The following is a 21,775-nucleotide window of genomic DNA, read 5'->3' as shown; positions in this document are numbered from 1 at the left end:
TCAGAGCCAGCGGGGAACCTGCCTGCGATACGCCTCGTAGGCATCTCCGAAGACGTCGGTGAGAGCTTGCTCCTCTACTCTCGCCTGCCGGATCAACACAGTCACACCAGCAATCAGGCACACCAGGGAAAACACCGAGGGCAGCGCCAGGAAAAAGCCCGACTGGCCCAGCATGACCGACATGAACACAGGGTTACGGCTGCGGCTAAAGGGGCCGCCGGTGATCAGATGACGGTTCTGTTTCGGGTCCACCCCTGAGCGCCAGTCATCATGCATGTACGCTTGCAGGTAATTGACCAGGCTGAAAGACACCAGAAGCAACACCATCCCGGTCACCAGGACCGGGCCGCGATACAGCCAGCCGAACACCCCAAGCCAGGGGTCGATATCCACGAAGATACGCCCCACAACCACTGCCAGAATCAGCGCGCGGAACACGTTGAAGATATTCCGGTGCCACCAGCCGGCTGACGCCCGTTTACCATAATGGATAAACGAAAAGCCCATCCTTGCATCAAGGCCGAGGCTACGGCTGGTGAACTGGAGGCCAATCATCAGAAAGAAAATACCGAGGAAATAACGGACCAGTGGCTCAGCGAACGTGTGGAAACTATCCAGAAAAATCATTAAATTCACTATTTGTAATGATTGTTACCAACCACAAGCTTAAAGCCTGTATTGGCGACTGAAAACCGCATTTACAGCTTTCATGCACAACGGACCCGCGAAAGGACCGGACTATCTGCATAACAAACCTCTGCTCTTCGGTCAGCTGGCCGACTGTTTCTTTGCCAGCAAAGAGGACAGCCGCTTCATTTTACGCCCGGATTTATCACCCAGAACCAGCATCGTCGGTGTCAGTAACAGAGTCAGTATGGTCGCAAACGCCAGCCCCCCGGCGATGGCACTGGACAGCTGCGTCCACCACTGGGTTGAGGGTGAACCAATACCCAGAGACGGCGTTGTCAGATCCACATTCACCCCCAGCACCATTGGCGTCAATCCCAGGATAGTAGTGATGGCAGTCAACAGTACCGGACGCAGACGCAGACAGCCGGTTTCCAGCGCCGCCTCAAAGGCTTCCATGCCACTTTTGCGCATCTGGTTATAGGTGTCTATCAGAATGATGTTGTTGTTCACCACAATGCCCGCCAGAGCAATGATACCCATACCCACCATCACGATGCCAAAGGCCTGACCATTGAGCAGCAGCCCCAGCAGCACTCCGGCTGTGGAAAGCACAATGGCCGACAGAATCAGCAGGGTCTGGTACAGGGAATTGAACTGGGTAACCAGAATCAGCAGCATCAACGCAATGGCTACAAGGAAGGCGGAAGTGAGGAAGTTGGCTGCCTGCCGCTGGTCTTCATTTTCACCGGCAAAACGAACCGATACACCCTCCGGGGTTTCGGGCATTTGCTGCTGCAGGGTCCTCAGCAGTTCATCGACCGTGCGGCCAGACTCCACGTCTGACTTGATGGTCACTGTCCGCTGGCCATCCACCCGCACAATAGTTCCTGTCTTTTCGCCCGGTTCCAGTTCCACGAACTCGGAAAGAGGAACCTGCCCACGCCGGGTATGAATGGTCTGGCGCTGGAACTGATCCAGCTCACGCCAGTTGTTGGGCACCCGCACTGCAATATCCACCTCGTCGCGCACATCTTCGGGACGATAGGTGGCCAGCACCAGTCCATTGGTAATCAGCCGCACGGCACTACCCACACTCAACACGTCGGAGCCGAAGCGGGCCGCCGCTGACCGGTCCACACTCAGGCGCCACTCGATACCGGGCAGGCTGCGGTCATCCTCGATATCGACGAATCCGCCTATAGTCTCCATTCGGTCCTGGATAAGACTGACGTACTCGTCCAGCCTGTCCGGGTCGAAGCTGCTGACCATCAGCTCGATGGGTTTGCCAGCAGCCGGTCCGCCTTCCTGTTTACGAAACTCCAGCGCAACGCCGGGAATGTCCGCCGTGAGCTCGCGGAAATCCTCCAGAATCCTGGTGGCGGACCGGCGCTCAAACCAGTCGGTAAACTGGAACTGAAGCACACCGATAACATCCGGTGCCATCTGGTTGCCGGGGCTGACCATGGAGCGGGCGTACAGTGCCTGTACTTCAGGCATTCCCTGCAGTCTCTGCTCCACCTGCCGCACAATGACATCCCGCTCTTCCACCGACAGGTCACCTCTCGCCCTCACCTGGACCTGAGCCGAATCAGGCTCGACAGTGGGAAAAAATTCTACACCATGATTGAATTTGCCATACGCTGCGTAGATCACCACAACCGCGGCCAGTACACCCAGTAAAGTGAAGCCCGGTACCGCCAGTAAGCGCGCCAGCAGGCTCCGGTACAGTCCGGTTATCCGCCCGTCCGGCGAGGCCTGGGGCTTGCGCCTGCCACCACTGAGACTGCCCAGCACCGGCAGAAACACCAGCGCCATGGCCAGGGAAGCGGTCAGCGCGATGATCACGGTGATGGGCAGGAATTTCATGAACTCACCCACCACACCTGGCCAGAACAGTAATGGAACAAAAACCGCCAGAGTTGTTGCGGTGGAGGCAATAATGGGCCAGGCCATGCGACTGGCAGCCTCGCCCCATGCGGATCGCACAGTCTGTCCCTCGGAGAGGTTCCTGTCGGCCAGTTCCGACACCACGATGGCCCCGTCCACCAGCATTCCCGCCACTAGTATCAGGCTGAACAGGACCACAATGTTGAGAGTCAGGCCCATCCCCCAAATCACCAGAATGGCTGTGAGGAAGGCCCCCGGAATTGTCAGGCCGACCAGCAGGGCCGAGCGGGGCCCCATGGCGGCAAGGATCAGGATAATCACCAGCACAATGGCGGTGAGCACGTTGTTGAGCAGGTCACTGAGGATATCCCGCACATCACCGGACTGGTCCATGATATAACGGACCTCCAGCTCGTCCGGCAACTCGGACTCTGCCGCCCTGATCAATTCTTTTACCTGGCCCACGGTTTCAATAATGTTGGCGCCGGTACGCTTGGAAATTTCCAGCACCAGGGCGGGCTCGCCGTTGATCCTTGCAAACCCGGTGGGATCCTTGAAGGTACGCTGCAGCATGGCAACGTCCGCGAACGTGACCACGGTATCGCCATCCACCTTGATGGGCATGGCCATCACATCTTCCACCGACTCAATTACGCCGGGCACCTTCATGGTCATCCGGCCGGCGCCGGTATCGAGGCTGCCGGCAGCTACCAGCTGGTTGTTGCGGGAGACCAGCGATGCCAACCGGTCAAAATCTATGCCGTAGCTTTCCAGCACCTGGGGGTCGACGACAACTTCCAGCAGGTCTTCCCGGTCGCCGCCGATCTCCACTTCCAGCACTTCCGGAATTCCTTCGATGGCATCCTGCAAACGCCGGGCGAGGGTGACCAGTTCACGCTCGGACAATGGTCCGGACAGACCAACCGACAGCACCGGAAACAGCGCCACGTTGATCTCGTTCACCCTCGGTTCATCCGCCTCCCGGGGCAGATCGCTGCGGGCCGTGTCCACTTTCTCCCGCACATCCTGAAGCGCCACATCCGGGTCGAAGCCGGCGTCGAACTCCAGCATCACCGAGGCATGGCCTTCGGACGCGGTACTGCGCATTTCCTTGATCCCTTCCAGGGAACGCAACTCCTGCTCCATGGGCCGGATCAGCAGGCGCTCGGCATCTTCCGGGCTGATGCCTTCGAGCGTCATGGACACGTAGATCATGGGAATGGTGACGTCCGGATTGGCTTCCTTGGGTATGGCCTGGAAGGCAGCTATCCCGCCCAGAATAAGGAACACCAGCGCAATAAAGGTTGTTCGACTGCGGTCAAGTGCGGCGAATATCAGGGTTCGCATACCGGTCAGCCCCGGTCCGCATCACGATTCACCGGGCGCACCTGCTGCCCGACCGACACAAACCCGGCACCACGGGTTATCAGCCGGATTTCCTCCGGCAAACCGGTGACCCAGGCGCCGTCGGTTGTAACGTTCAGCAATCTGACGTTGGAAAAAACAACCTCGTTGTTCTCGCCCACGTGGCGAACACCGGGACGACCATCGTCATCAAGGCTGAGATAGGCGGGTGAAATAAACATGGCCCTGACCTCGGGCAGTGAAATCCGCAAGGTTGCGCTTCCACCAGCCACCCGCTTGCGCTCGGGATTTTCCACCGTTACTTCCACCGCAAAGCTGCGGGTTTCCCGGTCTGCCGCAGTGGCAACAAAACTCACCCGGCCTTCCAGTGTGTCGCCATCCAGAGAGCGGACCGACACTTTCTGGCCCTCCTCAACATTGCCCACAGACTGCTGCGGAATCTGGCCCGTTGCTTTCAGCCGGTCAACCCGGACCAGTTCCAGTAGCGGCGAGCCCACCTGAACCAGATCACCCAGATCCACATCGCGACGATTAACCGTGCCGACAAAAGGCGCGCGCGGGGTCAGATGATCCATCGCCAGGCGTGCCCGCGCCAGTTCCGCTTTGGCAACAGCAAGCTCACTTTGCAGGGTCAGCACCTCGGATTCAGATGCAAGATCGCGGGCGCGGAGCCGCTCGGCGGCGGAAAGATCTGCCTCCAGCTTACGGATGCGGGACCGCCATTGTTCCACCGCTGTGCCGCGACCATCCTCGGACAGGCGTAACAGAACATCTCCTTCCCTGACCCGGTCTCCCTGCTCCACCATCAGTTCTTCCACGGTACCCGAAATCCGCGCTCCAACAGACACCGTTCGCCAGGGCTCCAGTTGACCCTGCACCATCAATGCCGGCTCATAAAGCCTCGCCTGCAACAGGTCCACCTGTACCGAGGGCGCAGCAGCTCTGTCCCCGGGCGCCTGCTCCGGCACCTCTTCACGGGCCACTTTGACCTCTCCGGTGACCATCCAGACAACCAGTAAAACCAGTACCAGAAGGGACAAGCCGATAGATCCCAGTTTTGCTTTGGTCATTGCCTGCTCACAGATTGAAACGGATGGTGTCGGTTTTAACCCGGGTGCGTGTTTGAAAAACTACCAGAAAACAGTTGCGTCCGGTTATTTTCGTGGGTTAGATTCTACACTTAAATCTCTTACAGATTCAGAGCAGATCCTGATTTTATGAATCTCAACGCAGTGGTTGTCCTTGTGAAGCTGGTCCTGGTGGTCGTGGTACCGTCCGGGGGCTTTTGCGTGGACAAGCGGGTGAGATAGCAACAACCTGACAAGACACCAGAAGCCCCCGGCACCGAAAGGTCCCGGGGGCTTTTTTTTTGCAGCAAAAAAGGAAAACAACCATGAACGGCGCACAGCATATTCTCGAAGCGTTTCACCGCCACCACATCAGCACGGTATTCGGTTATCCGGGCGGCTGCATCATGCCGCTATACGACGCGCTGGTGGACGATGTGGGCGTGGAACACGTGCTGTGCCGCCACGAACAGGGCTGTGCCCTCGCCGCCGATGGCTATGCCCGGGCGAGCGGCAAACCGGGCGTGTGCATTGCCACCTCCGGCCCCGGCGCCACCAACCTGATTACCGGCGTTGCCAACGCCCACCGTGATTCCATCCCGATGCTGGTCATCACCGGCCAGGTCCCTTCCGGCCTGATCGGCACCGATGCCTTCCAGGAAACCGACGTACTGGGCATGACCCTGGGTATTGTCAAACACAGCTACCTGGTTGACGACGCTGACGCCCTGCCCGGTATCATGGAGGAAGCCATTGAACTGGCCCGCAGCGGTCGACCGGGGCCTGTGTGGATAGACATACCCAAAGATCTGCTGCTTGCCGAAGTCACCGATGCGCCCTTCCCCACGCCAGAGCCACGGGAAACCGGTTGCCCGGACCTGGCCAAAGCACTGTCGCTGCTGCGCTCCGCCCGCAAGCCACTGCTGTACAGTGGCGGCGGCATCAGCCTGGCCAATGCCGAAGACAGCTTCCGGACGTTTGCCGAGTCCTCTGCCCTGCCGGCAGTAGTTACCCTCAAGGGCATTGGCAACGCCGGCAAGTGCAATCCCTACAACCTGGGCATGTTGGGGATGCACGGCTCCCGCGCCGCGAACCGGGCCGTGGATGAGTGCGATCTGTTGCTGGTCATCGGCGCCCGCCTGGATGATCGGGCCACCGGCAAACTCGACGGCTTCGCCCCCGATGCAAAGATGATTCACATCGACGCCGACGCCGCTGAAATCAACAAACTGCGCCCCGCCGACCTGGCCATACGCGGTGACCTGAACACAATTCTTGCGGCACTGACCGCAGAGTTGACGAAAAAATCACTGACCATCAGCAACTGGCAGAAACAGTGCCGCACCTGGCACACTACCGGCGGCTTCCAGGCTGCTGACAACGAAGAGCCCCTGGCCCCGATTACCGGTCCCGCGTTTATCCGCCAGCTCTCCCGCATCGCCGCAGACGATACCGTGATTGCCTGCGACGTCGGCCAGCACCAGATGTGGGTGGCCCAGCACTATGAGTTCGACCATCCGCGCCACCACCTCACCAGTGGTGGCCTTGGCACCATGGGATTTGGTCTGCCCGCTGCAATCGGCGCCCAGTTTGCCGACCGCAACAGCACAGTGATCAACGTCACCGGCGACGGATCGTTCATGATGAACGCCCAGGAGTTGGCCACCATCCGCCGCTACAACCTGCCGGTAAAACTGATCATCATGGACAATCAGTGCCTGGGCATGGTGCGCCAGCAGCAGGAGCTGTTCTACAACAACCGGGAAAGCCAGATAAACCTGGACGACAACCCCGACTTCGTGGCCATGGCCCGCGCCTTCGACATGCCGGCGCTGTACATCGAGCGCACCGACCAGATTCGCCGCGGCATCGAAACCATCCTGGCTTTCAATGGCCCGATGTTGCTTCACGTTGCCATCAGCCGGGAAGAAAACGTCTGGCCCATTGTCAAACCCGGCGCCGGCAACCGCGAAATGCTCGATGAAACCCGACGCACCAGCCCTGCCAACAAGGAGCACGTAGCATGACCCCGCAAACGGATATCCCAATGCCCAGTTACACCCTCCACTGCCGAATGTTCCGGGAAGCCGCCGCTCTGGAGCGCCTGTGCCAGGTAGTCCGTATTCGCGGCTTCCGCATTGCCAGAATGGCAGTAGAGTCTGCCGGGGACCACATTGATATCGCCCTGACGCTGGAAGGCGCCCGCCCGATCACCATGCTCCAGTCCCAACTGGAAAAACTGCATACAGTGGCAGAGGTCATCCCTGCTCAGGCTTCGGGAGTTCGGGTTCAGAGTGTCTGAGGCGTTGGTTGGGAGTTTTCTTCTTTTGGTAGCCTGATGTTTTGCGGGCGGATCCGGGGGGTGGGGGTATCTTTTCTTCTGGAAAAAGAACTCGCTTCGCTCAGACATCTTTTTCCTTGCCAGAAAAGATACCCCCACCCCCCTATCGACGTGCAGCACAGGGATGCCCGGATCGAGTTGACCTTGTTGTGCGGTTTTTTTTGCGAACCCGCCGGTGTCTGCTCGGCGCGGGGTGGTATCTGGATTTTTTGCCAGAAAAAGATGTCTGAGCGAAGCGAGTTCTTTTTCAAAAAAAATACAGATGCCACCCCGCAAGCCCGCCCCAAAACCGGCAGGCTACCAAAAGAAAACACTGCCACTCATTCCGGATGCGCACTGGTCAGAATGTGCGTAAGCCCGCGGCAGTCGATCAGTGGGTCGTCACAGTTCACGATGATGTCGCCGCGGCTCAGCACATAGCTCTTGCCGGTAATGGTGTTCTCAACCACCTCGTGCGGCCCTTCCTGGCGCACACCGGTGAACTCACCGATAAACCCGGTTTCCCGCAGCGAGACGGTTTCCAGCCGGTCGCCGGGGCTGATCGTGCCCTCGTAGTTCATAAGCGCGAGCCGTGCCGAGGTTCCGGTGCCTGTGGTGCTGCGGCAGATCACGCCGGGGTGCACATAAGTGGCGGAACGGGAACGGTAGAAATGGTCCGAAAGCTGCTCGACCGGCCCCATGAAGTGCAGGAAAGGTACCGGACCCACATCCCCCAGCGTGTAGTGGGAAAAACCGCGCTCCGTCTGGATCGCTTCGATGATGTGATAGGCACATTCGCTGAGCCTGCGCTCCTCGTCCATGTTCAGGGAAAATCCCAGGCTTGTCGCGTCCACCAGGGCGTAAAAGCCACCACTGTAGGCGATACTGAAGGTTACGTCGCCGATTGCCGGAACATGAATGCTGGTCTGATAGGTGTCGATATAACTGGGGAGCCCCCCGCAAGTGATAGCCTCCACGACACCATCACGCACCAGGGCGTCAATCTTGGCAAGACCCGCCGGAGCCTCCAGCATGAAGCTTTGCCAGCCCTCGCGTTTAGGGACGATTCCTGCCTCAAGCACCGCTGTGGCCGTGCAAATGGTGTTCGAGCCGGAATAAATCGGGTACCCCATCACCTCCATGATGATATAGCCGATAACTGCCTCGGGGTTGCTCGGTGGCACCAGCAGGTCCACGGACATCTCCGGAATGCCATAGGGCTCGTTCAGAAGCAGTTTACGCAGGCCATCCGCCTCATCCCGAAGATATTCCATCTGGGCACGTACGGTGGCACCCGGCAGCGGGCAGATCCCGCCAGTCACAATCCGGCTCACATCACCGCCGGCATGGGTATCCATCAATTGCAGATTCAGCTCAGGATGCATCATCACTTCTCCAGGGCAAAAGGCGCGCCATGCTCCGCCCATTGGGCATCGGGGACAATCACGATCTTGCCCAGATAATTGCTGTCGCGGTTGACGAAGTAGCGTTCCGCGTCGTGCAGATCAGAAAGCTTGAAGGCCGCATGCAGCACCGGTTTTAACTGGCCGCTGCGGATCCACTCAACCAGTTGCGCGGCTTCATCCCGGGTGCCGTGGGACACACCGAACACCTGCACCTGGTAAAGGTAGATCCGGGTCCACATGATTTCGCTGACATTGCCCGCGCTGGCACCGGCAATGCTCAGGCGGGGGTAGTCGCCGCGGCGGTTCATGTCGAAGATCATGGTGTCGATAAACTGGTCAGTCATCTCGCCACCGGCCAGGTCCATCACCGCATCAATCGGGCGACCACCGGTCACAGCGCGAACCTTGTCTGCAAAGTCGGTCATGTCCGAGCGATCCAGTACGGCTTCGGCTCCGAGTTTCAGGAGTGCCTCTGACTTGTCCTGCTGGCTCAGTGCATAGGGAATCGCACCCATGATCCGGCACAGCTGGATCAGCGCGGTGCCAACCCCGCCACTGGCCCCAGTGACAAGTATGTGCTCACCCGACTTGACCCTGGCGGAAGTGAGCATGTGCAGGGCGGTCTGATAGGAGCACATGCCCATGGACGCCAGTTCGGCATCCGCGAGATCGGCATTATCGATATGGTGAAACTGGTCGGAGGGAACAGCAATGTATTCGGCAAAACCGCCATCGGCACCATGGCCGTAGTAGTCCGGGACAAGGTTGATGTCCCGGCGCTCGTCGGGGTAAAGATTGAAGTCCAGCAGTCCCCGCTGTCCGATTCTGCCTTCGTCAACGCCCTTGCCAACGGCGACGACATGGCCGACGACGTCAGCGCCCTGGATTCGAGGGAAGGTCAGCGTGGCTGAGCCGCCCATCTGAAAGGAGGTGACTTCGCCCTTTTCCCGGGTGGGATAGAGGCCTTCACGGGCCTTGCGATCGGTGTTGTTCTTGGCAGTGGCGGTTACCTGAACAAGAACTTCTCCCGAGGCGGGTTCAGGAGTGGGTACGTCTTCGGTGTACTCCAGTCTGTCGATGCCACCGTGGCCGGTGAGCAGCATGGCTTTCATGGTCTTTGGGATCATGGGCTTTCTGCTCCTTTTTCGCTGGGTATCTGTCCAGCATAGCACTGGCGCGCAATAACTTTGTAAATCGGGGGCGCGGCCTCGGGGATTTGTCCGGGAACAGCCGGAATGATGGTCATCAGGAGCATAACCAGCGATCCGGTCATCGGAGTTCTACGACTTTTGTTGTATCACGTAACCGGATACTCTGTGTGAAATGGTCTCTCACGAGTGCGGCTATGGCAACTTACAGGATTGAAATTGACGAAACCTTTGATGTGCCGCGAAACCGGGTATTTGCCCTGTTTGCGGACCATGAGCGCTTCGGTCAACTGATTGGCGCCCCGGTAAAGCGAATTCGCGACAGTGACCAGGCCGATCCCAACGGCGTCGGGTCTATCCGGAAAATCGGAATCGGCCCCGTCAGCCTCAGGGAAACGGTGATTACCTTTGAACCGGGTTTGCTGATCGAGTACACCATTACCAGCATGAGCCCCATTCGCAATCATCTGGGCAGGATTCGCTTCGAGGACGTTGCTGACGGCAGGACCCGCATTCTGTACACCATCTGTTTCGATGACATTGTGCCCTACACCGGAAAACTGATGAGTTCGGCACTGGACCAGGGTATCCGCAAGAGCATTCGACGCGTTCCCAGGCTTGCCTGAGTCATGCCTCAAAGCCTTTCTTGATTGATATCAGTTTCTTGACCTGACGCAATAGGTCACCTTTAACCATTCTGTATTCTCCCGAAAATTTTGCAGTATCCGGCCATCCTGGCCGGATAGTCAGCCTACCGGGAGACAAGAATGGCAGCGGAACCCATCGTCCTGTTTGATAACGGTCAACACAAATGCCTGATGTTCGATTCACTGGTAACCGGCGAGGGCGTACAGTCCAACCAGTTCCTGATTGTTGATGGCAAGCACGAGGCGCTGATTGATCCGGGCGGCGATCTGACCTACACCCCGCTGTCTGTTGCGGCATCGCGGTACATGAACATCCGCGAAATGGACTACGTGTTTGCTTCCCACCAGGACCCGGATATTATCGGCGCCATTGACCGCTGGATCGTTCATACCCGCGCCAAAATCGTCACTTCTCGCCTCTGGGCCCGTTTCCTGCCGCACCTGGTCTCCGGCTATGTAACCGGGCAACTCAGCGGAAGCGTCTATGACCGCATTCTGAGCGTCCCGGACGGCGGCATTAACGTGCCTTTCGGGGAATCGTATATCCAGTGCCTGCCCGCCCATTTCATGCACTCTGTGGGCAATCTGCAGTTCTACGATCCGGTCTCGAAAATTCTGTTTTCCGGGGACCTGGGAGCGTCCATGGGCGGGGAAGACGACCACAAGCCGGTGACCGACTTCGACAGGCACATACCCAACATGATCGGTTTCCACCGGCGCTATATTGCGTCACGAAAGGTATGTGAGTTATGGGCCAATATGGTAAGACAGATGGACGTAAGCGCCATCGTGCCACAGCACGGTAAGCGCTTTGAGGGCCCGGAAATGGTAGAACAGTTCCTGAACTGGGTATCCAGTGTCGACTGCGGTATCGATCTGGTCAGCCAGGAAAATTACCGGCGGCCGGTGGACTATCTTTCCGCATAGGGATTAGCGAATAACACCGGCACGGTCCTGTTGCCCCGGAACAGGCAGCTCTGAACCGCGGCCGGTGCCCGTTGCCGGGCCCGTATTCATTCCGGTTCCCTGGCCGGGAGCAGTGGCGGGGCCGGCCCCGCCACTGCGGGGTGACCCAGTTGGCTGGCCACGAATCTGGCGGCTTCGGGGATCATCGCCGGAAGACGACGGCAAGCCCTCGATGTTCTCCGGGTTCATGCCCTGGGCCCGCGCACGATCAGCCATTTTCCGACGGTGCTCGTCCAGGATGGCCTGGCGCTCTTCCTGGCTGTCAGCCGAACGGACCCGCTCCTGTAACTGTTCCCGCTCTTCCGGTGTCATGAGGCCGGAGCCGGTCATCGGCTGCCTGCCCTGGCCACGCATCTGACCGCGGTGCTGGCCCCGCATCTCTTGCCCCTGCATCTGACCCTGATTATGGCCTTGCGCCCGGTTTTGTCCCTGCTGCTGCGATGGCTGCTGGGCTGAAGCCAGGCCTGGCAACGCCAATACAAGGGCCAGATTCAAAGACAGAACTGTTGCGCGTTTCATCATGTGACTCCCGGGTCTGCCGATCTGCAGTGGGTTACCTGCGACCATATCAGTTAACTATTGACCCGAGCATACTTACCTTTACCCAGTGAATAAATGACGACATGGTAATACTCCATTAACCATGCGCCTGACATGGCCAGCGTACGCCCTGTCATGGCTCCTCGGCCGCCATGGCCTGCCAGTGGTGAGCCTGGACCGGGCTTGCCTCAGTACCGGCACCTTCGGCATAAGCTCTTGCAACCTCCGCCATGCTCAGCCTGTTGCCGGCTTCCGCCGCTTTCAGATACCACTCAAACGCCCTGACATCACTTTGCGTTACGCCTTGGCCAGCAGCGTACATGTTCGCCAGATTGTACATGCCCTGATGACTGCCCGATTCGGCCAGAGCCTGGTAACGCTCGAAAGCCAGATCGTACTGCCCCATCTTGTAGACGGCATAGGCTTCAAGCACCTTGACCATCTCACGCGCGACGCCCAGTTGCTGGTCCGATTCGTCGCCCTGCGCTACAGGCGACAGCAATATCGGTAGACTCACGGCCATGGCTATCCATCTGGCAGCGTATCGGCGTGGCATGAAAACCTCCGGGGATCAAGGGACACTCCCACGCTATCAGCTGGAAAACACAACGTCTTTGACCCTAAAGTGGCAAAGGTTTACAACTTTGGGTGCAGCAGGCAACCGGGAAATAACTCTGTCACCGGTCTGTTTTGTCGAGTAAAATCCGCACTTTTGAAACCACATTGAGGCAGCGAAATGGGCAGAGCCTATCAGAACCGCAAAGACTCCATGGCCAAAACGGCCGCCGCCAAAACCAAGGTTTACAGCAAATACGGTCGCGAAATCTACGTGTGCGCCAAGTCTGGCGGCCCGGACCCGGAAAGCAATCTGTCACTGCGTGGCCTGATCGACCGCGCCAAGAAAGACCAGGTGCCCGCGCATGTTATTGAAAAAGCCATCGAGAAAGCCCAGGGCGGAGCCGGCGAGGACTTCTCCGCTGCCCGCTATGAGGGCTTCGGGCCGGGTAACTGCATGGCCATCGTGGATTGCCTGACCGATAACCCCAACCGCACCTTTGGTGACGTTCGCCTGGCCTTTACCAAAACCAAGTGCAAGATTGGCACCCAGGGCAGTGTCAGCCACATGTTCGATCACTGTGCCATATTCGGTTTCCGGGGCGATGACGAAGAGGCGGCCCTCGAAGCGCTGATGATGGCAGATGTGGATGTCACCGACATTGAACAGGAAGACGGCATGATTACCGTGTTCGCACCCCACACTGAATACGCCAAGGCCCGCCAGGCACTACAGGAAGCCTTTGAGGGTCTGGAATTCGAAGTGGACGAAATCCAGTTCCTGCCCCAGACCACCACAACCATTGAAGGCGACGATATCGAGCTGTTCGAAAAATTCATGGATATGCTGAACGATCTTGATGACGTACAGAACGTCTACCATAACGCCGTGATCGCAGACGAACAGGAGCGGTAACTTGCCAAGGGTCGTCCTACTGAAAACCGGTACCACCTACCCGGCTATCCGTGATGTCTTCGGGGATTTCGACAGCTGGTTTGTGGCCGGTCTGGCACCGGAACTCAACCTCCATGTGGTTGACGTGACCGTTGATGACCTTCCGGGCCAGCCCCGGGACTGGGATGGTATTGTCGTGACCGGCTCGCCAGCCATGGTCAGTGACCGGGCTCCCTGGAGCGAGCAGACGGCAAGGTGGCTTGCAGAGGCGGTCACGGCTGAAATACCGGTTCTGGGTGTGTGCTATGGCCATCAGTTACTGGCCCATGCCCTGGGCGGTGAAGCGGGCTTCCATCCAGCGGGCCGGGAGACTGGCACCCACCAGGTAGAACTGCTGGCTACCGCTGAGCATGACCCCCTGTTCAAGGGCCTGCCCCGCCAGTTCCCTGCCCAGCTGACTCATCGGCAATCCGTTCTCCGGCTGCCGGAAAACGCTATCCTGCTGGGCCGCAATGACTTTGAGGCCCATCAGGCGTTCCGGGTTGGTCCCTGCGCCTGGGGTGTTCAGTTCCATCCGGAGTTTTCAGCGGACATCATGCGGGCTTATCTTGAGGTCCAGGCACCGGACCTTGTCAAAGAAGGGCTTGATGCCGGCGCCCTGCTGGCAGGCGTGAGAAGCGCGCCGGAGGCTTCTTCCCTGCTGGACCGCTTCTCCCGGATCGTCATGAATCCTTGACCGCTAGTCAAGAATATAGGCGGTTTTTTCCATTGCACTCTCATCCTCGTCCACAAACCGGAACTCGTTCCAGGCAATCCGCACTATGTCATTGCTGTTCAGGCGCTGGCGTCCGCTGATACGGATATCATTCACAAAAGTCCCGTTGGTGCTGTTGCTGTCCGTGATGTAGTAGTCCAGCGTATCTTCCAGGTAGGCATTTGCTACCGACTCGATAACCGCGTGATGACCGCTCACGGAAATTTCGTCGATGCGAATATCGTTGCCCGGGCTCCTGCCAACATGGATCGTGGGCTGGTCCAGTTCAAACGTGGTCACCACAACGTTGTCCACCAGTTGGGAAAGTGACGCCATACAGGGCTCCTTCTTTAATTGAGCATCAAAAAAACAACGGACACGTTATCCGCGGCTTTGTTATCCAGGCTTGCATTCACCAGTGCCCGGACTTTGGCTTCCGGGGATTCCTGGCCTGATATCAGTGGCAGCCAGTCCGCTTCCGGTAGCGCCCCGGTAAGCCCGTCAGAGCACAGCAGCAGGCCATCGCCCGGCTCCAGCGCTACCTGCCGGAAGCTGGCGAGCGGGGACGACGCGCCCAGAGCGCGGGTCAGTACGTTTCTGAAAGGCACGTGAGGCACATCATCCGGCTGGATGCTGCCATCTTCCAGCATATTCTGAACCACCGTATCGTCCCGGGTCAGGCACTGGAGCTCGGCGTTGCGAACAAGGTAACAGCGGGAATCCCCCAGGTGAGCGATATGAGCGTCGCCGTCGATGACCCAGGCTAGCACCACAGTCGTGCCCATTTTGGCAAGGGCTGCATCTGAGTCCCTGCGCGTCTGTATGCGTTCGCTGGCAAGGGTAATGGCTGCCTGCATCGCGTCCGGGAGCGCGTCTGAATGACAGCGGTTTGCGGGCATCAGATGCCCACCCAGAGCCTCCATGATTGTATCTACAGCAATCCGGCTGGCAATTTCTCCGCCCTGATAGCCGCCCATACCATCAGCAACCACCAGCAATGCCTGACGGTTATCATCACTGATTCGCCAGTCAATGGCATCCTGATTGGCTGCGCGCACAGCCCCGACGTCGGTAAGGCCGGCTACCCGGGGAATCATCATGCCTCCTCCCTCGCCTCGCGGGATGCCTGCCGCCGCAGTGCCTCTGCCATGGTGGAGGCACTGAGGAAACGTTTATCCGGCTCCCGCTGTATGGCTTTATTGATAAGACGAACAACACCGTTAGGCAGTTCCGGATTGAACTCGCGGACACTCTTCGGGCGTTTGTTGAGAATCTGGTAGGTCAGATTCGCCAGAGTGTCCCCCTGATAGGGGGTTTCTCCGGATACCAGTTTGTACAGTGTGATGCCCAGGCTGTAGATATCGGAAGCACCGGTTACCTTCTGGCCCTTGAGTTGCTCGGGGGACATATAGAGAGGGCTTCCCATGACATTACCGGTACGGGTCCGGGAGTCATCCGAAATCTTGGCAATCCCGAAATCGGTGATTTTTATTTCGCCACTGTCCGGATTAAAAATAATATTGCCAGGTTTTATGTCACGGTGAATGATCTTCTGGCGATGGGCGTAATCCAGGGCATCTGCCACTCTGGCGACAATGTCCAGCACCGTTGCCAGGGGCAGCAAGCGGCCCACCCTGCCAAACTCGCTGAGCGGACGTCCTTTGGCGTAGTCCATGGCGATAAAGGCCAGGTCCGCCTCCTCTCCCACATCATACACGGTGACAATGGCCGGATGACTGAGGCGCCCGGCCGCTTCTGCTTCGCGGAAGAACCGGGACTTCAGATCCCGCAGTTCATTATCATCGAACGCCTGGTAGCTCAGTGTCTTGATGGCCACCGTGCGCGCAATTTTCGGGTCCTTGCCGAGATAGACCACACCCATGGCGCCTCGCCCGATTTCACGCTCGATTTCATAGCGGCCCAGTGTCGGCCGGCTGACATTGTGCTCTGGCATCACCAACGTTCGTGTACTGTCGAAGCTTCCCGCACCCGCAGTGGCACCTTCAGCACCCAGGTTTTCCAGGGCTGCCAGCCGCTTGTCCGCATCCCGGTACCTGCGCTTGTGATCAAGAATCTGCCGATAGGTGGCGCAGGCCCTGTCGTACTGACGCTTACGCTCCTGCTGGATAGCAATATCGTACTGCAGGGCAAGAGTGTCCTCGCCGACAGGGCACTCAGAAAGCGCCTCCAGCGCCTCATCCGGGTGGCCCTGCTGCAATAACAGTCTGCCCAGCCGGGTACGCGCGCCCTGTACATTTCTGGAGAGCGCTTCGATATCACGCCGGGGTTGCAGCCAGAAAAGCATGATGAGGTACCCTGCCACCAGCAGCGTGACCACTTCCCCAAGCGGCAACCAGGCATTCCTGTAAAACATCAAAGCTGCCTGCAGCACCACCAGTGATCCGGCCGCCAGCAGAATCACCGGCAGGGCCACTCCACCGCCCAGCCGGGGAACCGCCAGTACCAGGAACAGTGCAGACGCCATCAGCCCGGTACGAATGGCGACCGCGGACCAGGGAGGTTCGGAAAGCCCCCTCACCCCCAGGGCCGAGCCGAATGCCTCTGGCGACATGTTCACCAACGTGCCAGCATCATCCATGCCGGCAGGATTTCCAAGCAAGCCGAACAGAAGGCGATCCACCCATCCAAGCAACGGAATCGCTTCATCCATGAAGGCAAAGATCAGCGCCAGCGCAATAATGAGCAGGCGCAGACTGAAAAGTCGGGACAATACAAAAGCCAGTGAATTCACGGTAACCGTTAAGGTAAGTAATTGATCGTGCAAGTTTAGAAAGCGAAGGCAGGCGGCGATAGGTTACCAGGGCTGTTTTTTTGTAAAGGTTTGTTTAGCTGGGACCACGATCACGCCCCCACGGCAATTAACCAGGGATGACAGGGGTGTAAAAGACGCCAACCAGCTTTCTGCGTATAGTTTACCCTTTGGACGTCTCCGCCGGGAAGCATAACAATGACATTCAAGTTACTGATTGCCCTGATTGTTCTGGCGATCACCACAACCAGCCTTTACCACTCGCTCAAAGCTCTGCCCCAGGGTCTCGCTTTCGACGGCAAAGAACAGCCCCTTATCAACCCCAGGCTGCTCATCGACAGAACCCTGCACTTCGGCAATGAAGAGCCACGTCTGGACCAGGAAATCTTTGCTGAAATTTTCGACATGATCGCCAATGCACAGCACTTTGTGTTGGTGGATATGTTCCTCTTTAATGACTCCCGTGCTGATGGCAGCCGCCAGATACCGTTGGCCCGCCAGCTTACCGATGCCCTGATCGCACGCAAAGGGGCCCATCCCGGGATGGACATCATCGTGATATCCGACCCCATCAATACGGTGTATGGCGGTACAACATCTCTTCATTTCCAGCAACTCCGGCAGGCTGGCATACCAGTGGTGGAAACCCGGCTCGGGCCGCTGCGTGACAGCAACCCTGCCTGGTCGGGACTATGGCGTGTCTGCTGCCAGTGGACGGGCAACTCCGCATCCGCCGGCTGGCTGCCCAACGCTCTGGGCGAAAAGCCGGTCACCCTGCGCAGCTATCTGGCACTGCCCAACTTCAAGGCCAACCATCGCAAAACGCTGGTAGTGGATAGTGCTGACGGTTTCACTGGGCTGGTAACCTCTGCCAATCCCCACGACGGCAGCAGCCGTCACAGTAACATCGGCCTGCGCTTTGGCGGGCCCGCTGTCGCAGACCTGCTCAGAACGGAGAGGGCTGTGCTCGCGATGTCCGGCGCGGACACAGCCGCTGTGGACAATGCGCTGGGCAGCCTGCCCGATTCCGGGTCCGGTTCACCGGACACCATCAGAATTATCACCGAGTCGGCTATACGCGCGGCTGCCAGGGATATCATTGGCACTGCAGCGCCCGGAGACCGCCTGGATCTGGCCATTTTCTACCTGTCTCACCGCAGCCTGCTGAACGCGTTGAAAGAAGCCCATGAAAGGGGCGTCGATATCCGTGTTCTGCTTGACGCCAATAACGACGCTTTCGGCCTCAAGAAGAGCGGAATCCCCAATCGCCAGGCTGCGATGGAACTCAACAGGGCCGGTATAACAGTGCGCTGGTGTCACACCGAAGGCGAACAATGCCACACCAAGCTTCTTGTTCGGCGCGACAGCAATGGCAGCGCACAACTGCTGCTGGGCTCCGCCAATTTCAGCCGCCGCAACCTGGACGACCTGAATCTCGAAACCAGCGCCCATGTAAGGTCAGACAGCAACTCCGACACCGTGCTCAAAGCGTCGGGGTTTTTTGAGGAACAGTGGCGTCACGGCCCGGGCGACGTACCGGTAATGAGCCTGCCCTACGAAGCCTGGGCGGACGAATCCCGGTTACGATACTGGCAATACAGGTTGATGGAGGCGACAGGGCTGTCTACGTTTTAGGTTTCAAGAGGTGATTCCCAATGAGCACACCTGTTCATTCACGGCCAATCAATGAGCGGCTTGACTGGCTGATGGAACTGAGCCGAAACCACTCGGCCAGTTTCTGCAGCCCGGAGAACCATCTGGCCAGACAGCGATACCTGGCGGAACACAACACCCTTATTATCGCCATGAAGTGCATGGATGGCCGCATTCATCTACCCCATGTGACCCGGACGCCGATGGGCATCATCCAGCCCTTCCGCAACCTCGGCGGCATCTTTGATCTGGGCTGGCCCTATCTCGGAGACCTGCTGGCAGACGCGGTGCAGAACGCGGTCAGTGCCGGCAGAAGGGTGCTTATCATCATTACCTATCACTATTCGAAGGGCGCCAGGGAACGGGGGTGTGCCGGCTTCAACTGCGACCGTGAGGCGGCCCGGGCACACGCCTTCAGTATCCGCGGTCAGGTTGAAGCATTGTTTGGCAGGGGGCACCAGACGGTATACCCCCTGGTTTGCGGCTTTGAAACCGACGAAGATGCCCTGCTGCTGCATGGCCACGACGGGCTGTGCCTTGACCTGTCGGCGATCGCGGCCACCAGTGCCAACGAAACCGGTTCACAAATCGCAGCGCTGTATCCCGATATGCCGCCGGCCGTGCAGCGGGATCTGATACCGCTGGTTCACGGCAACATCCAGCACATTGCCAGAATCAGGAAAAGCGACCGGGAACTGAACATTGAGCACCGGGAGTGGGTCATCTGCATCGGCCGGGGATTCGACTTTCTGCACGCGCCCAATCTGGCGCTGATAATCGGCCCCTTCAGCCCCGATCTGTCACACCCCATACGCCAGGCTGCCGGTATCATAAAAGCCAACATGGAAAGCGCTCGGATACCGGATGACGGCTTTCTTTTGCTCTCATCTGCCCCCTATCAGGAACCTGGAACCCAGAAAGCGCGTGCTACTCTCAAGTCCGCTTTTTTACTGGAATTTGCGGCAAACGTTATTCAACGGGAATTTCCCGAACTGGCAGAGCTTATGGTCGCTCGTTCAGCTATCCTGAACTGGCCGGAACGACGTCTTGAAATACAGCCAGCAAAACCAGAGTCGGAACACGGGAATCGTGTTTCATAATCGAAGCAAGGAGAATGGAATGCAAACTATAAGAAAGCACCTGCGGTACGTATCGTTTTTTATGGCCCTCGTGATGGCATTCGGCACCGTCTGGGCATCGTCTGCCACGGCGGGTATGGTTGGCACCGGCGAACTGCTGACCGAACAGCGAGCCGATCTTGACCGCCAGTCCCTGATGAATATGCTTGAGCGCGACGAAGTGAAAGAAAGACTTGCGCAAATGGGCGTCAGCCAGGATCAGGTTGAAAAACGCATCCAGAGCCTGACACCGGCAGAGTTGTCGTCGTTCGAGCAACAACTGGCAGAAGCGCCGGTGGGTGAAGACGTTGTCGGCATCATCGTTCTGTTCCTGCTGGTATTCGTCGTTACCGACATGCTGTGTGCCACCAATATCTACCCCTTCATCAACTGTATCCGGTAGCGCGCTGACTTCGTGACTATCTCCATCAATCCGCGCCTGCTGCGAATCGCTGTCAGTATTGTACTGGCGACGATTGTGGCGGGCTGCGCCAGCCGGCCCCAGTGGCCTGAATCAGAGACCCTGAATACCGCCCCCGATGGCGAGCAACGCCTGGTGCTGGATGACGTCCCCTTTTACCCGCAGGAGCGCTATCAGTGCGGCCCTGCTTCCCTGGCCATGATGCTGAACAGCCAGGGCCTGAATACCAATCCTGAGGTGTTGAAGGAGCTGGTCTATCTCCCTGAGCGACACGGCAGCCTGAAAGTGGAGCTGGTAGCCGCGGCCCGTGCCCATGGGCTGCTGGTCTATCCGCTGGATGGTTCCCTGAAAAGCCTCCTGGACGAAGTAGCTGCCGGCAATCCCGTGCTGGTGATGCAGAATCTCAGATTCGGCTGGTGGCCGCAGTGGCATTTCGCTGTGGTTATGGGGTTCGATGCGGAAGAACGGAACCTTATTCTTCACACTGATACCCGTGGTCACCACGAGGAAACCGTGGAAGTCTTCATGGCGACCTGGGAACGCGCGGAAAACTGGGCAGCTGTCATGTTACCCCCGGACCAGTTACCGGCAACTGCCGAACCTCTACGTTTCCTGGTGTCGGCCAATGACCTGGAAACCACTGGCCGAACCCTGGCTGCAGCAACCGCCTACCAGACCGCCGAGAAGAACTGGCCGGACCAGCCGGCCGCCATTATGGGACAGGGCAATATCGCCTGGGAACAGGGACAACCAAAGCTGGCCACAGACCATTACCAGCGCCTGACCCGGAAATTTCCACGAGTCGCCGCCGGCTGGAATAACCTGGCCCATTCCCTGGCAGCCCAGGGCTGCACCACCGCTGCTGAAACCGCCGCCAGCTGTGCCGCTGCCATCAATCCTGAACGCTTTGACGGCGCAATCCCGGAAATAGCGTGCACCGACAATCCGGATACCTGCCCGGTACTGCAGTGCCCCGTCCCCTCAGATCAGACCTTGTGAAATAACGCGACATCCTTGGCAGGAATATCCAGAGTCCAGCCATGGGCTCTGGCCAGCCACTCCAGGGTGGCTTGACGGTAGAACACGATATGGGTCGGGTCGCGGCGATAGTGCCAGTTGGCAAAGCGCTCGTCGTCGGTCTGGAAACAGGTCATTACGCCCAGCCAGCCACCGGAGACCAGCAGCGCATCCAGCTGATGGAAGATCTCCGCCGGACGATGCAGATGCTCCACAACTTCGGTGCAGGTAATAAAGTCATACTGCCGCCCCAGCGCGGACGCCTCCGGGTAGAAGAAAGGATCATAGAGCGCCATGTTCATTCCCGCCTCACGTAACATCCCCGCCAGTGCCGGCCCGGGACCACAGCCGAAATCCAGGCCAAGTGCTCCGGGCTGCAGTCGTTCAAGTAAAGGGCCGGTCAGTTTTGAGAGAAAACGGCGGTAGCCTTCGTCCTGCGGATCATTGTTGTGAAGATCATAGACTGACTTTTCTTCACGCTCATCCAGCCAGCCCGACTCATCCATGACTGTTGCTTCGCAGGCCTCACAGCGATGATAGCGGGTTTCATTGATTGTCTGAAACGGCGCCAGCGCGGGCGTTTCACAAACCGGACAGCGGGCTTCCAATGGCTTCA

20 protein-coding genes and 1 pseudogene are annotated in these 21,775 nt (G+C 58.4%); 10 read left to right on the top strand and 11 right to left on the bottom strand.

Annotated features, from left to right (window positions below; translation table 11 throughout):
• From DIT72_RS11945 to DIT72_RS11935, 3 genes and pseudogenes are all read right to left on the bottom strand, one after another.
• The gene (locus tag DIT72_RS11945) at positions 1-627 is read right to left on the bottom strand and encodes a methyltransferase family protein (RefSeq protein WP_135955459.1); all 627 of its coding nucleotides are present in this window, start codon (positions 625-627) and stop codon (positions 1-3) included.
• Positions 628-885: 258 nt separating this feature from the next.
• Positions 886-3,864: pseudogene (locus tag DIT72_RS11940) on the bottom strand (efflux RND transporter permease subunit); the annotation flags it as partial.
• Between the two features lie 5 nt (positions 3,865-3,869).
• Positions 3,870-4,952, bottom strand: a complete 1,083-nt coding sequence (locus DIT72_RS11935; RefSeq protein WP_135955457.1) for an efflux RND transporter periplasmic adaptor subunit — start codon at positions 4,950-4,952, stop codon at positions 3,870-3,872.
• A 323-nt stretch (positions 4,953-5,275) separates the two neighbouring features.
• On the opposite strand from DIT72_RS11935, the gene ilvG reads away from it, so the two are divergent.
• The gene (gene ilvG / locus DIT72_RS11930; RefSeq protein ID WP_135955456.1) at positions 5,276-6,976 is read left to right on the top strand and encodes an acetolactate synthase 2 catalytic subunit; all 1,701 of its coding nucleotides are present in this window, start codon (positions 5,276-5,278) and stop codon (positions 6,974-6,976) included.
• A complete protein-coding gene (locus DIT72_RS11925) occupies positions 6,973-7,251 on the top strand; it encodes an ACT domain-containing protein (RefSeq protein WP_135955455.1) in 279 nt (92 codons plus the stop codon). Before ilvG ends, DIT72_RS11925 begins: the two co-directional genes overlap by 4 nt.
• A gap of 359 nt (positions 7,252-7,610) precedes the next feature.
• Here DIT72_RS11925 and DIT72_RS11920 read toward each other — a convergent pair whose 3' ends face one another.
• Positions 7,611-8,654, bottom strand: coding sequence for a proline racemase family protein (locus tag DIT72_RS11920; RefSeq protein WP_135955504.1), 1,044 nt, complete (start codon positions 8,652-8,654; stop codon positions 7,611-7,613).
• Between the two features lie 2 nt (positions 8,655-8,656).
• A complete protein-coding gene (locus DIT72_RS11915) occupies positions 8,657-9,802 on the bottom strand; it encodes a zinc-binding dehydrogenase (RefSeq protein WP_135955454.1) in 1,146 nt (381 codons plus the stop codon).
• Between the two features lie 218 nt (positions 9,803-10,020).
• On the opposite strand from DIT72_RS11915, the gene DIT72_RS11910 reads away from it, so the two are divergent.
• Together DIT72_RS11910 and DIT72_RS11905 are read left to right on the top strand one after the other, a co-directional pair.
• A complete protein-coding gene (locus DIT72_RS11910; protein ID WP_135955453.1) occupies positions 10,021-10,449 on the top strand; it encodes an SRPBCC family protein in 429 nt (142 codons plus the stop codon).
• Positions 10,450-10,590: 141 nt separating this feature from the next.
• Positions 10,591-11,397, top strand: coding sequence for an oxygen-binding di-iron domain-containing protein (locus DIT72_RS11905; RefSeq protein ID WP_135955452.1), 807 nt, complete (start codon positions 10,591-10,593; stop codon positions 11,395-11,397).
• Between the two features lie 3 nt (positions 11,398-11,400).
• Here the strand turns inward: DIT72_RS11905 and DIT72_RS11900 are convergent, their stop codons facing one another.
• On the bottom strand, positions 11,401-11,955 hold the full coding sequence (locus tag DIT72_RS11900; protein WP_135955451.1) for a hypothetical protein: 555 nt from the start codon (positions 11,953-11,955) through the stop codon (positions 11,401-11,403).
• A gap of 154 nt (positions 11,956-12,109) precedes the next feature.
• Positions 12,110-12,532, bottom strand: coding sequence for a tetratricopeptide repeat protein (locus DIT72_RS11895; protein ID WP_135955450.1), 423 nt, complete (start codon positions 12,530-12,532; stop codon positions 12,110-12,112).
• Between the two features lie 180 nt (positions 12,533-12,712).
• Here DIT72_RS11895 and DIT72_RS11890 point away from each other — a divergent pair, with 180 nt between their 5' ends.
• Positions 12,713-13,447 (top strand): YebC/PmpR family DNA-binding transcriptional regulator, encoded by a 735-nt coding sequence (locus DIT72_RS11890; RefSeq protein ID WP_135955449.1) that lies wholly within the window; start codon positions 12,713-12,715, stop codon positions 13,445-13,447.
• Position 13,448: 1 nt separating this feature from the next.
• A complete protein-coding gene (locus DIT72_RS11885) occupies positions 13,449-14,162 on the top strand; it encodes a glutamine amidotransferase (RefSeq protein ID WP_135955448.1) in 714 nt (237 codons plus the stop codon).
• Between the two features lie 3 nt (positions 14,163-14,165).
• Here DIT72_RS11885 and DIT72_RS11880 read toward each other — a convergent pair whose 3' ends face one another.
• The 3 genes from DIT72_RS11880 to DIT72_RS11870 are packed head-to-tail and all read right to left on the bottom strand — an operon-like array spanning position 14,166 to position 16,932.
• A complete protein-coding gene (locus tag DIT72_RS11880) occupies positions 14,166-14,516 on the bottom strand; it encodes an FHA domain-containing protein (RefSeq protein ID WP_135955447.1) in 351 nt (116 codons plus the stop codon).
• A gap of 14 nt (positions 14,517-14,530) precedes the next feature.
• Complete coding sequence (locus DIT72_RS11875; RefSeq protein ID WP_228260801.1) at positions 14,531-15,280, bottom strand: PP2C family protein-serine/threonine phosphatase; 750 nt, start codon at positions 15,278-15,280, stop codon at positions 14,531-14,533.
• The gene (locus DIT72_RS11870) at positions 15,277-16,932 is read right to left on the bottom strand and encodes a serine/threonine-protein kinase (RefSeq protein ID WP_135955446.1); all 1,656 of its coding nucleotides are present in this window, start codon (positions 16,930-16,932) and stop codon (positions 15,277-15,279) included. The genes DIT72_RS11875 and DIT72_RS11870 overlap by 4 nt, the downstream gene beginning before the upstream one ends.
• 216 nt (positions 16,933-17,148) lie before the next feature.
• On the opposite strand from DIT72_RS11870, the gene DIT72_RS11865 reads away from it, so the two are divergent.
• From DIT72_RS11865 to DIT72_RS11850, 4 genes are read left to right on the top strand one after another with little or no spacing between them, the layout of a single operon-like run.
• Positions 17,149-18,585 (top strand): phospholipase D-like domain-containing protein, encoded by a 1,437-nt coding sequence (locus DIT72_RS11865; protein ID WP_135955445.1) that lies wholly within the window; start codon positions 17,149-17,151, stop codon positions 18,583-18,585.
• Positions 18,586-18,605: 20 nt separating this feature from the next.
• A complete protein-coding gene (locus DIT72_RS11860; RefSeq protein ID WP_135955444.1) occupies positions 18,606-19,703 on the top strand; it encodes a carboxysome shell carbonic anhydrase domain-containg protein in 1,098 nt (365 codons plus the stop codon).
• Positions 19,704-19,722: 19 nt separating this feature from the next.
• A complete protein-coding gene (locus DIT72_RS11855) occupies positions 19,723-20,124 on the top strand; it encodes a PA2779 family protein (RefSeq protein WP_135955443.1) in 402 nt (133 codons plus the stop codon).
• A gap of 12 nt (positions 20,125-20,136) precedes the next feature.
• Positions 20,137-21,141, top strand: a complete 1,005-nt coding sequence (locus DIT72_RS11850; RefSeq protein ID WP_228260800.1) for a PA2778 family cysteine peptidase — start codon at positions 20,137-20,139, stop codon at positions 21,139-21,141.
• On the opposite strand, the gene DIT72_RS11845 is transcribed toward DIT72_RS11850, so the two are convergent.
• The gene (locus tag DIT72_RS11845; RefSeq protein WP_228260799.1) at positions 21,129-21,767 is read right to left on the bottom strand and encodes a class I SAM-dependent methyltransferase; all 639 of its coding nucleotides are present in this window, start codon (positions 21,765-21,767) and stop codon (positions 21,129-21,131) included. The two genes, DIT72_RS11850 and DIT72_RS11845, sit on opposite strands and share 13 nt — an antisense overlap.
• Positions 21,768-21,775 lie beyond the last annotated feature (8 nt).

The organism is Marinobacter orientalis (assembly GCF_004792665.1).
In the GTDB taxonomy this organism is placed as follows: domain Bacteria; phylum Pseudomonadota; class Gammaproteobacteria; order Pseudomonadales; family Oleiphilaceae; genus Marinobacter; species Marinobacter orientalis.
This window is presented reverse-complemented; position numbering and strand designations above follow the sequence as displayed.